Raw genomic sequence first — 13,922 nt, 5'->3', positions numbered from 1 at the left:
GACAGAGAGTCCCCCGTCGCAATAAGTATCGATATGCAAGCTTATGAGCGCCGAGGGCGCGCCGCGAACCAATGGAGAGGAAAATGCCAAACACCGATCGCAAGGTCGCCCTGGGGCTCGAAATGGTCGAGGCCTGGAACACCCAGAACTGGCGCAAGATCGCCGACATGTTCACGCCTGACGGCGTACTGCATTCGATGATGGTCGAGCCCGTGGTCGGGCGGGAGGCGATCTACAAGCGCGTCCACGCGCTGTCCGACGGGCTGGAGTCGATCGAGCTGAAGATCCACAACATTGGCGTCGTCGGCGAGGTCCTGTTCGTCGAGCGCACCGACACCTTCACCATTCGAGGCAAGTACGGCTCCACGCCCGTGGTCGGGGTGTTGGAGTTCGATGGCGACCTGATCAAGGTCTGGCGCGAGTATTACGACCGCGCCCACCTGCTGAAGGCGATGGGTCTGACCACCGACTTTGATCAATCTTCGCGCCACTGAACCGCTACGAAAAAGGGCGGACACGCAAGTGTCCGCCCAGGTCGCGAGGCAGAGTAGAGAAGCGGAGTGGAATTAGCGGCCGAAGGGCCGCAGCTGGGCCGACTTGGCGGAGTCGAGATATTCGTCCAGGCGAGTGATCAGCCCGTTCTCGATCTTGACCACGACGCAGGCGTCCATCGCCCACTTCTCGCCGTTTGGCAGGGTGGCCTCGAGGATGTGCTGCTGCACGAAGCCGTCGGGCAGGGCCTCGACGCGCAGCACGCGGTAGAAGCGATCGGGCAGGGTCTTCACGAACCACGCCAGCACCTTCAGGTTCTGGTCGACGGTCTGCTCGATATTGTCGGTATTGTGCCAGAGCTTGGCGTCGGGAGCGTAGAAGGCGCGCACGGCCTCGCCGTCGCCATCCTGGATGGCGGCCACGAAACGCTTGGCGAAATCCACATAGTCGGGCTTTGACATATCGGCTCCTCAGCGGCCGGTGGTGACGCGCTCGCCCAGCAGCGAGCGGCGCATGGAGACTTCGAGGCCCTTGGGGTCGCGAGCCAGATTGGCGCGGACGTCGATGGCCATGAAGTCGGTGTCGACCTCGTCCGCCTCGCGCTTGATCGCCTTCAGGCCCGCCTCGGCGATCGTGGCCGGGGTTTCCTTGAAGCCCTCGACGTGGCTGGCCATGCGCGTGTCGACCGAGCCGACGATCAAGGCCACGACATTGGTGCCCTGGGGCAGGAGCTCGGCGCGCAGGCAGGTGCTCATGGCGCGCGCCGCGAACTTGGACGGGCTGTAGCCGCCCATGCCCGGCACCGCGACGATGCCGCCGGCCGACAGCACGTTGACGATCGCGCTCTTGCCGGCCTTGGCCAGGATCGGCGCGAAGGCGCGGGCCATGGTCAGGGGGCCAAAATAGTTGACCTCCATCTCGCCGCGCGCCGCGCTCAGGTCCGGCGCCTTCATCAGCGTCTGCATCGAGAACTGGCCGGCGTTATTGACCACGATCGTGACGTCCTGGCACTGAGCCGCGGCGGCCTCGATCGTGCTGGCGTCGCTGACGTCCAGCTTGACCGCCACGACCTTGCCCTGGCCCTCGGCGACCAGGTGCGCGGCGTTAGCCGGATCGCGCGCGCCGACATAGACCTTGGCCGCGCCGGCCGTGAGGAAGGCGCGGACGAACGCCTCGCCGATCCCGCGATTGCCGCCCGTGATCAGGGCGACGCTGTCCTTGATATCCATGCTTCCTGTTTCCTCCCTGCGCCGTCGTCGGCTCGGGCGTCTTGGCTGGCGTCTTGTCATGACCCTAGCATCATGGTCTTGTTATGCAAGTGATGCCGTCACGTCAGAACGGCGAATAATTCGGGAGGACGCATGAAGATCGCGGGAGCGCTTTTGGTCTTGGCCTTGATGGCGGGCTCGGCCCACGCGCAAGATACCGACGCCAGCCGCCTGGCCACGGCGCGAGAGATGATCCACGCCTGGAAGGTGGCCGATTGGCGCAAGGTCGCCGATCTGTTCGCCGAGGACGGGTCGTTGAAGTCGATGATGCTGCCGCCGGTCAACGGCCGCGAGGCGATCTACGCGCGCATCGCCGCCCTGGGAAAGGGCGCGCCGGACGGGGTGACGCTGGACGTCGCCCATATCGGCGTGATCGACGGCCTGGTGTTCATGGAGCGCACCGACCGCTTCACCTACAACGGCCATCCAGGCGCCGTGCCGGTCGTGGGCGTCCTCGACATTCGCGGCGGCAAGGTCAAGGAATGGCGCGAGTATTATGATCGGGCCAGCCTGGAGAAGGCGCTGAAGGGCGAGCCTTAACCCGCCCGCTCCAGCACCATCGCCGCCCCGACGCCGACGCCGCCGGTCGCCACGACGAGGCCGGTCTCGGCGTCGAACTGGGCCATGTCGTCCAGCAGGGTCGTCGTCAGGATCGCGCCGGTCGCGCCCATCGGATGGCCCATGGCCAGATGGCCGCCATTGGGATTGAGGCGGTCGGGGTCGTAGTCGCGGTCGCGCTCGAACAGTACCGGCACGGCGGCGAAGGCTTCCATCACCTCGGCCACGCCGACCTGATCCAAGCGAAGGCCGGCGGCGCCGAGCGCCTTGTCCATCGCCGTCGGACCAGCCGTCAGCTGCAGCACGTGGTCGCCGGCCGCTTCGCCGAGCGCGCGGATCCGCGCCAGGGGCGTCAGGCCCAGCCGCCGTCCGGCCTCCGCCGAGCCGACCAGGGTCAGGGCCGCGCCATCGGAGATCGGCGGGCAATGCGCGATGGAATGCAGGTGCCGGACCTCGTCGAGATCGGGGAGGGCGCCCAGCAGAATGTCGTCATAGCCCTGGGCGCCGACCGCCTGGAACACCGGCGGCAGCCGGGCCAGGGTCGAGCCGTCGCCGTAGTCGCGGATATTCTCGTCTCGATCCAGGACCGTCTCGCCATCGGCGCCGCGCATGGCGATGACGCGTCCGGCGTATCGGCCGGTGCTCCAGGCCGCTGCGGCGCGGCGGTGCGAGCGCAGCACGGCCGCGTCGAGGCTTTCGCGGGACAGGCCCTCGCGGGTCGCCAGCAGGTCGGCCGCCAGACCGACGGGAACCCATCCCATCCGCCTGGCCAGATCCATGTCGCTGTAGAAGTCGGCCTTGTCGGAGAGAAACGGCGATTGGGACATGCTCTCGACGCCGCCGGCCAGGGCCAGCTGGGCTTGGCCCGTCGCCACCCGCCGGGCGGCGTCCGCGATCGCGCTGAGGCCCGAGACGCAGAAGTTGTTGATGGTCAGGCAGGAGACCGTGTCGGGGAGGCCTGCCAGGATCCGCGCCGCCAGGGCCAGGTGCCCGCCTTGCGGTCCGCTCTGGGTCACGCAGCCGAGAGTGAAATGGTCGATCGTGTCCAAGGCCTCGTCCCCGTTTCGCGCCTTCAGGGCCTCGACCAACTGGGCGATCAGACCCGCGGGCTTCAGGCCGGCCAGCGAACCGTCAGGGCGTCCCTTGCCGCGCGGGGCGCGGACGGCGTCGAAGATGAACACATCCATGGAATGGCCTTGGCGAGTCTGGGCGTGTCTTGCCCTCGCCGGTAGCTTGCATAACGAGATTAATCAGGCAATGCCGATCGCGTCGTGCCGATCGCCGCTATTTGCCCGCGCGGAGGGCGCGGCGTGACCGAAAAGCATCACAAGCTCCGGGCTCGCACATTCCCGCAAACGCGCGCTTGCCAATGTTACGGTATAACATAATAAGGCGTGGCTTGTTTTTAGGAGAAGCCATATGCGGCTGCGTTCGATGTTGTTGACGGCGTCCAGCGCCGGGATTCTGCTGGCCTACGCGGGCGGAGTCCGAGCGCAGGATCTTGGCCATTCCGTGTCGGAGGTGGTGATCACCGCCTCGCCCCTGGCCGGGGATCCCGATCGCTTCGCCACCATCGTCGAACAGGTCAACCGTGATCAGGTGCTGAGCAATGGCGGCGCCAGTCTGGCCGACGCGCTGCGTAATCTGCCCGGCGTGGCGGGCACGGGCTTCGCGGCCGGCGCCAGCCGTCCGGTGATCCGCGGCATGGACGCCCAACGCGTGAAGCTGGCCGAAAACGGCCTCTCCAGTTCGGACGTCTCGGACGTCGGTCCCGACCACGGCGTGCCGATCGATCCTCTGGCCGCCCAGGACATCGAGGTCGTGCGCGGCGCGGCCACCCTGCGCTATGGCAGCCAGGCGATCGGCGGCGTGGTCAACGTCATCAACAACCGCATACCGCGCAAGCCGATCGACGGCATCGAGGGCGAGGTCACGAGCGCTTATGGCTCGGCCTCCAGCACGGGCGAGGGCACGGTCATGATCGACGCGGGCCAGGGTCCGTTCGCCGTGCACCTGGATGGCTTCGGCCGTCGCGCGAGCAATTATGACACCCCGGACGGCGTCCAGCCCAATTCCTGGTTCCACGGCAACGGCTATTCGGGCGGCGCGTCCTACTTCTTCGGGGACGACAGCCGCGTCGGCGCCAGCGGTACGCACTACGAGGCCCGCTACGGCATCCCGTCGGACACCACCTTCATCAGCATGAAGCAGGACAAGGGCGCGTTCGGCGCCTCGGTCAAGGTGGGCGACGGCGTCCTGAAGCGGATCAATGTCGACGCCGGCTACGCGAACTATACGCATAGCGAGATCGACCCCAGCACGATGGAGGTCCAGTCGACCTTCAACAACAAGGAGTGGGATGGCCGCGCCGAAGCCCTGTTCGGCCCGCTGGGGCCGCTGTCGGCCTCGGCCCTGGGCGTCCAGATCCAGGATCGCAAGTTCAGCGCCTTGGGCGAGGGCGCCAACTACCTGTTGCCCACTCACACCCGCAGCGCCGCCGGCTTCGCCTTCGTCGAGGCGCCGGTCGGGCCGCTGGATTTCCAAGGCGCGGCCCGCGTCGAACACGTTCGCATCGACGGCACGCCAGGCACCGGCGTTCCGACGCGCCGTAGCTATACCCCGGTCAGCGTCTCGGCCGGCTTCAGCTACCAGGCGTCCGACGCCCTGCGCCTGGGCCTGACGGCCGCCTCGGCCGCGCGCGCCCCGGCCCAGACCGAACTCTTTGCCCGAGGGCCGCACGACGGTCCCGGCACGTTCGAAACCGGCAATCCCGACCTGAAGATCGAACGCGCCAACTCGCTGGAAGCCACCGCCCGCTACAAGCTGGGCGGCGCTGGCCGCATCGAGGCCTCGGCCTGGGCCGCGCACTTCAGCAATTACATCTATGGCGGCTTGACCGGCCGGATGTGCGACGACGACGGAACCTGCGCGCTAAATGGTTCGGGCGACCTGAAGGAGCTGAACTACGGTCAGCGCGACGCCCGCTTCTGGGGCCTGGAGGCCAAGGCCTTCTTCCCGCTGAGCGATCTGGGCGACGGCAAGCTGTCGGGTCAGGTGCTGGGCGACTATGTCCGCGCTAAGTTCACCGCCGGCGCGGGCGACGTGCCGCGCATCCAGCCGGGACGCATCGGCGGCGGCCTGGACTGGGCCAACGACTCCATCGACGCCAGCTTCCTGGTGATGGCCGTCTCCAAGCAGGACCATGTGGGCGTCGCCGACACGCCGACCGACGGGTACACCTCGGTCGACGCCCAGGTCCGCTGGAAGCCGTTCAAGGCCAAGCCGGGCATCGAGCTCATGCTGGTCGGCCACAACCTCGCCGACGAGACGATCCGCAACGCCACGGCCCTGAACAAGGACTCCGTGGTGATGCCGGGCCGTGACGTGCGCGTGGTGCTGAGCGCCAAGTTCTAGACCGGACGCGGCCCCGTCTGGATGGAAGGTGGGACGTCGGGCGGCAAACCCGGCGTCCCATTTGCTTTTCCGGCCGGCGTTTCTTGATTGGAGGCGGCGGAAGGGTCTCTTCTTTCGCCGCGACTCGGCGGGGCGGCCGTCGAAGGGAGATAGAGAAAATGCGCGACCTGTTCGTGGGCGTGAGCCTGTTTTGCCTGGCCGTCGGCGCGGCGGGCGCCGCCCTGGCGGACGAGGCCTATGCGCCGCTGAAGACCTTCGCGCCGTTCACGATGCCGTCGCCGCCCAGTCCCCAGCGTTCGGCCTCGGGCGCGCCGGGGGCGGCCTACTGGCAGAACCGCGCCGACTACCGCATCGACGCCCGGCTGGATCCGGCCAGCAAGACGTTGAGCGCCGAGGAGACGATCACCTACGTCAACCACAGCCCCGATACGCTGGACATGTTGTGGCTGCAGCTGGATCAGAACGTCTACCGCAAGGACTCCCGCGCCGCCGCCGAGGCTGGCCGACCGCGCAAGGCCTTCACGGAGGGCTATGTGATCGAGGCGGTCGAGATCGAGGGCGTCGGGCCCGCGCCGCATCTGGTCGACGACACCCGGATGCGGGTCACCCTGGCCAAGCCGCTGAAGTCCGGCGGCCAGGTGAAGCTCAAGATCCGCTACCACTACACCGTGCCGGGCCTGTTCGGCGGGCGAACGGCCTGGGGAACCTCGGGCGGCGGCGAGATCTACGACATCGCCCAGTGGTACCCGCGCATGGCGGTCTATGATGACGTGCGGGGCTGGGACACGCTGCCCTACCTGGCCAACGAGTTTTATCTGGAATACGGCGACATCGATTACGCCGTGACCGTTCCCGCCGACATGATCGTCGCCGGTTCTGGCGCGCTGACCAATCCCAAGGACGTGCTCACCGCCCAGCAGCAGGCGCGTTTGGCCGAGGCCGCCGGCAGCGATAAGACCGTGATGATCCGCACGCCCGAGGAGGTCGCCGCGACGCCGGCCGCGAGCGGGACCAAGACTTGGCGTTTCCACATGAGCGACACCCGCGACGTGGCTTTCACCGCGTCGCGCGGTTTCGTCTGGGACGCGGCGCGGATCAACTTGCCGAACGGCAAGACCGCCCTGGCCCAGTCGGTCTATCCGCCCGAGAGCGTGGGCGAGGGGGGCTGGAGCCGCTCGACCGAATACATGAAGCACGCCGTCGAGCAGTTCTCGAAGCGCTGGTTCCCGTATCCCTATCCGAACGCGATCAATGTCGCCGGTCCGGCCACCGGCATGGAGTATCCGGGCATCGTGTTCGACGGGATCGACGACAAGGGCAAGACCCTGTTCTGGATCAGCGCCCACGAGATCGGCCACACCTGGTTCCCGATGGTGGTCGGTTTCGACGAACGCCGCGACGCCTGGATGGACGAGGGGTTCAACACCTTCATCGACGTCTACGAGTCCGATGACTTCCAGAACGGCGTCTATGGCCCCAAGCGCGACGGCGAATACGCGCCAGGCAAGGGGACGCCGGCCGAGCAGATCGCCGAGTTGCTCAAGGACCTGGACGCGCCGCCCATTCTGTCGCGCGCCGACACGATCCGCGAGAAGTACCGCCACCCGATTACCTATTTCAAATCGGCGTTCGGCCTGACCCTGCTGCGCGAGGACATCCTGGGCCCCGAGCGATTCGACCCGGCGTTCCGCAAGTTCATCGCCGACTGGGCGTTCAAGCACCCCAAGCCCAGCGACTTCTTCCGGGCGATGGAGAGCGCGGGGGGCGAGGATCTCGGCTGGTTCTGGCGCGGCTGGTACGCGAACAACTGGACGCTGGACCTGGCCGTCACCGACGTCGCCTACGTCGATGGCGATCCGGCGAAGGGCGCGAAGGTCACGGTCGAGAACCACGGCCAGCTGGTCTTGCCCGCGACCTTGCGGGTGACTCTGGCGAGCGGCGGCAAGGCCGAGCTTCGCGTCCCGGTCGAGGCCTGGATGCAGAGCGGTTCGCGCGTCTTCACGCTGGACACGCACGAGCGGGTCACCGAGGCGGTGGTGGACCCGGACCATCGCCTCCCGGACCGCGACCGGACGAACGACAGCCTCAAGCCGGCTTCCTGAGCGAGGCCAAACAAAGATCCATGGCAAGTCGCGCGACTCCTATATCGCGCGGCTTACTCTGAAACGAAGAACCGCGGCCGCCAGGGGGCGACCGCGGTCCAGTTCGCGACATGAAGCGGCGGCGGAACCCAGGGTTCCGCCGCCGCCAGGTTTTCTCTTAGTAACGCACTTGGCCGAACAGGCCGATTTCGTCGTAGGTGCCGCTGGTGACGCCGCCGATCACGCCGTTCGAGGTGTTGAGCGTGCCATTCTCGACCTTGTCGTGCTTATAGGCCAGCGAGAAGTCGACGATCTTCGTCGGGCTGTAGGTCACGCCGAAGTTATAGTAGCCGTCCTTGCGGTTGTTGGCCGTGTCCTTGTTCGGCTTCACATAGTCATAGCGACCGAAGGCGCTGAACTGGTTGTTGAAGGCGTAGGAGCCGAACACCGAGTAACCGTCGGCCTTGTCGGCCGTGGTGGTGGCGACGTTGTTCCAGTCGGTGCTCGAGAAGTATTCGACGCCGACGCGGTAGGTCTTGGTCGTGTAGGCGGCCAGGGCGTCGAAGCGGCTGGCGGTGTGGTAGGTCACGGCGCCTTGGGTGTCCTTGCCCAGCTTGCCGGTATAGCCGCCGACGGCCAGGGTGACGTTGTCGAGTTGGGCGCTCAGGCGGCCTTCCAGGTCCACGGTCTTACCGCGCGACGGGTTCTTGTAGCCGTTGCCGTTCACGGCCGAGACGGCGTAGCTGAAGATGCCGCCCAGCTTACCCGAAGCGTGCACGCCCCAGTCGGCCGAGGTGCCGAACTTGGTGCGGTCGATCAGGGTGTTTTCCAGGTAACGGTAGCCGTAGACGTCTTCGACGAAGGGCACCCAGGGCAGATCGTTCGCGCCGACGCGGATAACCATGGCGTCCGACAGTTTGGCCTGCAGGTAGGCCTTCTTCAGATAGAGTTCGGTCGCGCCCAGGGTCGACGAATATTGGAAGTCGGTCGTGACGTTGGCCGAGAAGGTGTCGTTGAACTTATGGTCGATGCCGATGTAGAGGCGCTTGATGTCGAAGCCGGTGCCGGTCGGGGTCTTGCGGACGCCGTCGACCTTGTTGGTGATGTTCGACACGTCATAGTACATGCGGCCGCTGACCGAGGTGTTGTCAGCCCAGCTCGTCTTCGGCTTCGGCGTATTGGCCGCGACGGCCGTCTTCACCTGGGTCGGGATCGTCTTGATCTCGCTGTCGGCGGCGGCCTGCACGGTCTGGACCTGGGCCGTGGCGGCTTGGGCCTGAGCCTGGGCCTGCTGCGCGGTGGCTTGGGTCTGCTGCTGAGCGGCTTCCTGGGCGTTGATGCGGGCGGTCAGGGCTTCGACCTGGGCGCGCAGTTCGCGGATCTCGGCGGCCTGGGTCGAGGCGGCGGCCGGCTTAGCCTTCTTACCCTTGTGATGGGTCGTGGCGGCCTGGCTCGGCGCGGCGACGCCGACGGCCAGCATCACGCCCAGGGCGGCGCCAGCGCACAGAGAAAGCTTGGATTTCATTGGAGTCCCCTTGGTGCACCCGTTCGATCGGGTTGCAAGGGGTGCTAGTCAGGTTGTGTGACAAGCTTGTGTAACTTGACCTAACAGGCGTGAGCGGTCCGAACGTCGGGCGCCGCCTGTTGCTTCGGCGCATCGGTGCGTGCGCGGAGAATTTCCTGAACGGCGCGCGGCGACCGGCGGAAAATTAAGGCCGATGGGGCGCGTGCTTACGCCCGATACGGCGCAGCGCCGCGATCGCGATGTTTTCCTCGATCGCATCGTCATCGGGACGTAGCGGCGTCACCTGCGAAGGAAAACCAGCGCCAAGTTGGACAGGCCCTAGATTCAGATATTTAGAGCGCGTTCGAGCGGCTTAACCGCTAACGCTTAAACCTAACGCGCTCTAGCGCCGACGGGGCGAAGCGCGTCAAGTCCAACTTACAATCGAAGTCATTCTGTCTAAGAGTGGCCGATCCGTTGCGCCGCGGTGTCATGCATCTGTCGCCGGGGTGTCGTAAAAAGCCTCTCTTTTTGGGGGCGCATGGTGAGCGAGCAAGGCAGGCAGCGCTGGGCGCAATATGGGGCGGCCTTGGTCCTGGTGGCGGTCGGCTTCGGCGCGCGATGCGGACTTCAGCCGGTGTTCGGCGCGAACCACGCCTATACGATCTTCTATCCTGTCGTGCTGATCGCCGCCTACGCGTTCGGGGTAGGGCCCGCCTGCGTGGTCGCAGTCATCAGCGGCGCGCTGGGATACTGGTTCTTCGCCACCCCCATCTATGCGCTGAAGTTCGACGCCGACAACCTGACCCTGCTGGGCATCTTCGCCCTGACCTCGTCCAGCACCATCTATTTGATGGGCGGCATGTCGCGCGCCGTCGCCGAGACCAAGGTCGCTCAGGCCCAGGCCGAGCGCCTGGCCCAGGCGCACGCGGCGCTGTTCCGTGAGCTGAACGAACGGGTGACGAACCACCTGCAACTGGTCGCCGCGCTGCTGCAGCTGCAGGCTCGCGACGAGCCCGACGCCGCCGCGAGAAAGGCGCTGGGCGAGGCCTCGGCCCGCACCATGCTGATCTCCAAGACCCACCGGGTGATCGCCGGGGAAGGGGGAGAACTGCTGGATTTCGGCGCTTTCGCCCGTCAGCTGTTGGACGCCACCCTGTCGGCCCGGTCGCATCCGCCGGTGCGGGTCGAGTTCGAGCAGGGCGGACTGTGGCTGTCCTCCGAACAGGCGACCTCGGTGGCCATCGTGCTGCTGGAATGTCTGAACGCCCGTTTGTCGTCTGACGATCCGGGCTTGATGCGCATCGGCCTGCGCGCCGATCGCGGCATGGGCAGGTTGCGGATCACCGAGATCGAGAAGGCGCTGGATCCGATCGCGCCGACCGGTCCGTCCCTGATCGACGCCATGGTCGAGCAGCTGCGCGGACGGTTCAGCTCGCGCAGCGCCGCCGAGGGCAGGGTGTCTGAGCTGACCTTCCCGCTTGAATACGGGCATGGCGGGCAAGGGCTTGCCGCGCCGACCTTGCACTGAGACCCGTCACGTCATCGCATCCATAGGTTTCCTGGCCAGCTTCGCTTTCATGTCCGACCGATCGCCACCCTTCACCGCTCTTCGCGCCGTCGAGGCCGCCAGCCGCCACCGCAGCTTCACGGGCGCCGCGCGCGAGTTGCAGATCACCCACAGCGCGGTCAGTCAGTCCATCCGCCGGCTTGAGACCGATCTCGGGGCCACCCTGTTCGAGCGGAGAGGCGGCGCGATGGAGCCCTCGACCGCCGCGCTGCGCCTGGCCGAAACCTATTCTCAGGCCCAGGAGGCGTTGAACCGCGCCATTCGCGAGATCGCCGATCCGGAGGGGCTGGAAGCGCTGGTCGTGGCCATGCCCGAGGCCCTGGCCCGGCAATGGTTTTCGTTCAAGCTCAGGGCTCTGGGTCTGGCTCTGCCTGACATCGAGATCGAGGTGCGCACGCGCCTCGACGACCCCGCCGCGGGGGTCCGCTTGGCCTGGGTCCCGGCTTCCGATCCCGACGCGGTCTACGAGCTCAGCCATGTGCCGGTGTGCCATCCGGACCTTGTCCGCACCCTGGCCATCCAGTCGGCGCAGGATGTCGTCCGGGCGCCGCTGATCGCCGGTCCCGACGCGGACTGGACCGCCTGGGCCGGTCATTTCCTGCCGGGGCGGCGAGCGCCCCGCGCCCACGCCTTCGACGACGCCGGCCTGGCGCTCGACGCCGCGACCCACGGTTCGGGGGTGACGCTCGCCAACCTCTTCGCGGCCGAGCGCTATATCGAGTCCGGGCAGCTGATGGCGCTGCCTTTCGAAGCGCCGAGCGGCCGCGCTCTGGCGGTTCGCGCGGAGGGTTTTCGAGCCGGCGGCGCGAGCGACAGATTCGTCAGTTGGCTGAAATTAGAGATCCGTCGCGGGAGCGCGCGCCTCCAAGCCCCGGCTGACTCAACGCGGAATGTAAGCCAAACTTAATGCGTGTCATCCGGCTGTTATATTTAGCACCTAATCAGCTTCCGTCGGGCGCTCTTTAACACCGCGCCCTGGGAGATCACGGATGTTCAAGACGATCGCGGTCGCGCTCGGCGCGGCGGTTCTGGCGGGCGGCGCTGTCCAAGCCGCGGACCTGTCGGGCGCTGGCGCTACGTTCCCGGCGCCGGTCTACGCCAAGTGGGCCGAAACCTATAAGGCCCAGACGGGCGTCGGTCTGAACTATCAGGCCATCGGCTCGGGCGGCGGCATCAAGCAAATCACCGCCAAGACCGTCGACTTCGGCGCTTCGGACAAGCCGCTGAAGCCGGAACAGCTGAACCAAGCTGGTCTCTATCAATTCCCGACCGTCATCGGCGGCGTCGTGCCGATCATGAACGTCCCGGGCATCCAGCCGGGCCAGATCCGTCTGACCGGCGAACTGCTGGGCGACATCTATCTGGGCAAGGTCGCCAAGTGGAATGACGCGCGCATCGTCAACCTGAACAAGGGCGTGAAGCTGCCGAACCTGCCGATCACGGTCGTGCACCGCTCGGACGGTTCGGGCACCTCGTTCCTGTTCACCTCGTACCTCGCGATGAAGAACCCGGAATGGCAGTCGAAGGTCGGCGCCAGCGACTCCGTCCAATGGCCGACGGGCCTGGGCGGCAAGGGTAACGACGGCGTCTCGGCTTTCGTGAAGCAAACCGTGGGTTCGATCGGCTACGTCGAATACGCCTACGCCAAGCAAAACCGCGAAACCTACGCCCTGGTGCAGAACAAGGCCGGCCAGTTCCCGGCCCCGACCGCCGCTGACTTCGCCGCCGCCGCCGCTGGCGCCGACTGGACGAAGGCTCCGGGCAACTACCTGCTGCTGCTCGACCAACCGGGCGCGAAGTCGTGGCCGATCACGGGCGCGACCTTCATCCTGGTCTACAAGGAACAGAGCAACGCCGCCGCTGGCCAAGGCGTTCTGAAGTTCTTCGACTGGGCCTACAAGAACGGCGACGCCGCCGCCGGCGCCCTGGACTACGTGCCGCTGCCGGCTCAGGTGAAGACCCTGATCCGCAAGCAGTGGGCCGCCAACATCAAGTCCGGCGGCAAGCCGGTCTACGTCTCGAAGTAAGCGTAAAGTTGGGCGGGGGTTTCGGCCCCCGCCCAGTCCACTTGGGGGCGCCTGTGACCGATGCCGTAATGACCCGACCAGCTTCCAAAGGGGCTTGGTTCGATCCGATTTTCGAGGGGCTGTGCTTCGGCGCGGCGACCCTCCTGCTGGTCGCCTTGGCCGGCGTTGTCGTTTCGCTGACGATCGGCGGATGGCCGGCGCTGAGCCATTTCGGCCTGAGTTTCTTCACGTCGACCACCTGGAACCCGGTGACCGAGGTCTACGGCGCCGCCGGACCGATCGTGGGCACCTTGGTCACCTCGGCCCTCGCGCTCTTGATCGCCCTGCCGGTGGCTCTGGGCGTGTCGATCTTCCTGGTCGAGTTCTGCCCCAAGCAGCTTTCGCGCCCGATCGCCGTGGCCGTCGAACTGCTGGCCGGCATCCCCTCGATCGTCTACGGCATGTGGGGTCTCTTCGTGCTGGCCCCGTTCTTCGCCGAGCACATTCAGCTGCCGCTGATGATGAACGCCCCGGCGGGCTCCATCTGGGAGTCCCTGTTCTACGGCGTGCCCAACGGCGCCAACATCTTCACCGCCTCGCTGATCCTGGCGATCATGATCCTGCCGTACATGGCGGCGGTCTTCCGCGAACTGTTCCTGACGGTGCCGCCCCAGGTGCGCGAGAGCGCCTACGGCATCGGCTGCACGCCGCTCGAGGTCATCACCTCGGTCGTGCTGCCCTATGTCCGCGGCGGCGCCATCGGCGTCGTCATGCTGGGCCTGGGCCGCGCCCTGGGCGAGACGATGGCGGTGACCTTCATCATCGGCAACGCGCACGGTCTGCCCAAGTCGCTGTTCGACAGCGGCTCGACCCTGGCCTCGACCATCGCCAACGAGTTCACCGAAGCCACCGGCGAGATGCACACCGCCGCCCTGACCGCGCTCGGCCTGGTGCTCTTCGTCATTACGTTCGGGGTGCTGGCCATCGCGCGCCTGCTGCTCCTGCGTCAGCGTTACGACTGAGGCGAAC

At 66.7% G+C, this 13,922-nt stretch carries 12 protein-coding genes; 8 read left to right on the top strand and 4 right to left on the bottom strand.

Going from position 1 to position 13,922, the window contains the following annotated elements; genetic code table 11:
* The first annotated feature begins 83 nt into the window (after positions 1 to 83).
* Complete coding sequence (locus FCU40_RS02355) at positions 84 to 494, top strand: limonene-1,2-epoxide hydrolase family protein (protein ID WP_004615036.1); 411 nt, start codon at positions 84 to 86, stop codon at positions 492 to 494.
* A gap of 72 nt (positions 495 to 566) precedes the next feature.
* Here the strand turns inward: FCU40_RS02355 and FCU40_RS02350 are convergent, their stop codons facing one another.
* Together FCU40_RS02350 and FCU40_RS02345 are read right to left on the bottom strand one after the other, a co-directional pair.
* Positions 567 to 953, bottom strand: a complete 387-nt coding sequence (locus tag FCU40_RS02350; protein WP_004615037.1) for a nuclear transport factor 2 family protein — start codon at positions 951 to 953, stop codon at positions 567 to 569.
* A 9-nt stretch (positions 954 to 962) separates the two neighbouring features.
* Entirely contained in the window at positions 963 to 1,781 is an 819-nt protein-coding gene (locus FCU40_RS02345; protein WP_168072623.1) for an SDR family oxidoreductase, read from the bottom strand.
* A gap of 72 nt (positions 1,782 to 1,853) precedes the next feature.
* Here FCU40_RS02345 and FCU40_RS02340 point away from each other — a divergent pair, with 72 nt between their 5' ends.
* Entirely contained in the window at positions 1,854 to 2,300 is a 447-nt protein-coding gene (locus FCU40_RS02340) for a limonene-1,2-epoxide hydrolase family protein (RefSeq protein ID WP_175582055.1), read from the top strand.
* Here the strand turns inward: FCU40_RS02340 and FCU40_RS02335 are convergent.
* On the bottom strand, positions 2,297 to 3,505 hold the full coding sequence (locus FCU40_RS02335; protein WP_168072621.1) for an acetyl-CoA C-acyltransferase: 1,209 nt from the start codon (positions 3,503 to 3,505) through the stop codon (positions 2,297 to 2,299). The genes FCU40_RS02340 and FCU40_RS02335 overlap by 4 nt on opposite strands.
* Before the next feature lie 232 nt (positions 3,506 to 3,737).
* On the opposite strand from FCU40_RS02335, the gene FCU40_RS02330 reads away from it, so the two are divergent.
* Positions 3,738 to 5,732 (top strand): TonB-dependent receptor, encoded by a 1,995-nt coding sequence (locus FCU40_RS02330; RefSeq protein WP_168072619.1) that lies wholly within the window; start codon positions 3,738 to 3,740, stop codon positions 5,730 to 5,732.
* A gap of 158 nt (positions 5,733 to 5,890) precedes the next feature.
* Entirely contained in the window at positions 5,891 to 7,834 is a 1,944-nt protein-coding gene (locus FCU40_RS02325; protein ID WP_168072618.1) for a M1 family metallopeptidase, read from the top strand.
* A gap of 157 nt (positions 7,835 to 7,991) precedes the next feature.
* Here the strand turns inward: FCU40_RS02325 and FCU40_RS02320 are convergent, their stop codons facing one another.
* Entirely contained in the window at positions 7,992 to 9,338 is a 1,347-nt protein-coding gene (locus FCU40_RS02320; RefSeq protein WP_004615045.1) for a porin, read from the bottom strand.
* Positions 9,339 to 9,861: 523 nt separating this feature from the next.
* Here FCU40_RS02320 and FCU40_RS02315 point away from each other — a divergent pair.
* From FCU40_RS02315 to pstC, 4 genes are all read left to right on the top strand, one after another.
* Positions 9,862 to 10,848: a DUF4118 domain-containing protein gene (locus tag FCU40_RS02315; protein WP_168072616.1), complete on the top strand. Its 987-nt coding sequence runs from the start codon at positions 9,862 to 9,864 to the stop codon at positions 10,846 to 10,848.
* A gap of 49 nt (positions 10,849 to 10,897) precedes the next feature.
* Positions 10,898 to 11,794 (top strand): LysR family transcriptional regulator, encoded by an 897-nt coding sequence (locus tag FCU40_RS02310; protein ID WP_168072615.1) that lies wholly within the window; start codon positions 10,898 to 10,900, stop codon positions 11,792 to 11,794.
* 82 nt (positions 11,795 to 11,876) lie between these two features.
* Positions 11,877 to 12,914 (top strand): phosphate ABC transporter substrate-binding protein PstS, encoded by a 1,038-nt coding sequence (gene pstS / locus FCU40_RS02305; RefSeq protein WP_004615048.1) that lies wholly within the window; start codon positions 11,877 to 11,879, stop codon positions 12,912 to 12,914.
* Positions 12,915 to 12,982: 68 nt separating this feature from the next.
* Positions 12,983 to 13,915: a phosphate ABC transporter permease subunit PstC gene (gene pstC / locus FCU40_RS02300; RefSeq protein WP_206677289.1), complete on the top strand. Its 933-nt coding sequence runs from the start codon at positions 12,983 to 12,985 to the stop codon at positions 13,913 to 13,915.
* The last annotated feature ends 7 nt before the right edge of the window (positions 13,916 to 13,922 follow it).

It is taken from the genome of Caulobacter sp. SSI4214, assembly GCF_012184455.1.
Lineage (GTDB): Bacteria > Pseudomonadota > Alphaproteobacteria > Caulobacterales > Caulobacteraceae > Caulobacter > Caulobacter vibrioides_E.
This window is presented reverse-complemented; position numbering and strand designations above follow the sequence as displayed.

Bases quoted from the DNA above. Each gene is read 5' to 3' on its own strand.
- pstS (WP_004615048.1), top strand. From the start codon at position 11,877: ATGTTCAAGACGATCGCGGTCGCGCTCGGCGCGGCGGTTCTGGCGGGC.
- pstC (WP_206677289.1), top strand. From the start codon at position 12,983: ATGACCCGACCAGCTTCCAAAGGGGCTTGGTTCGATCCGATTTTCGAG.
- FCU40_RS02355 (WP_004615036.1), top strand. From the start codon at position 84: ATGCCAAACACCGATCGCAAGGTCGCCCTGGGGCTCGAAATGGTCGAG.
- FCU40_RS02345 (WP_168072623.1), bottom strand. From the start codon at position 1,781: ATGACAAGACGCCAGCCAAGACGCCCGAGCCGACGACGGCGCAGGGAG.
- FCU40_RS02310 (WP_168072615.1), top strand. From the start codon at position 10,898: ATGTCCGACCGATCGCCACCCTTCACCGCTCTTCGCGCCGTCGAGGCC.
- FCU40_RS02330 (WP_168072619.1), top strand. From the start codon at position 3,738: ATGCGGCTGCGTTCGATGTTGTTGACGGCGTCCAGCGCCGGGATTCTG.
- FCU40_RS02325 (WP_168072618.1), top strand. From the start codon at position 5,891: ATGCGCGACCTGTTCGTGGGCGTGAGCCTGTTTTGCCTGGCCGTCGGC.
- FCU40_RS02350 (WP_004615037.1), bottom strand. From the start codon at position 953: ATGTCAAAGCCCGACTATGTGGATTTCGCCAAGCGTTTCGTGGCCGCC.
- FCU40_RS02335 (WP_168072621.1), bottom strand. From the start codon at position 3,505: ATGGATGTGTTCATCTTCGACGCCGTCCGCGCCCCGCGCGGCAAGGGA.
- FCU40_RS02320 (WP_004615045.1), bottom strand. From the start codon at position 9,338: ATGAAATCCAAGCTTTCTCTGTGCGCTGGCGCCGCCCTGGGCGTGATG.
- FCU40_RS02340 (WP_175582055.1), top strand. From the start codon at position 1,854: ATGAAGATCGCGGGAGCGCTTTTGGTCTTGGCCTTGATGGCGGGCTCG.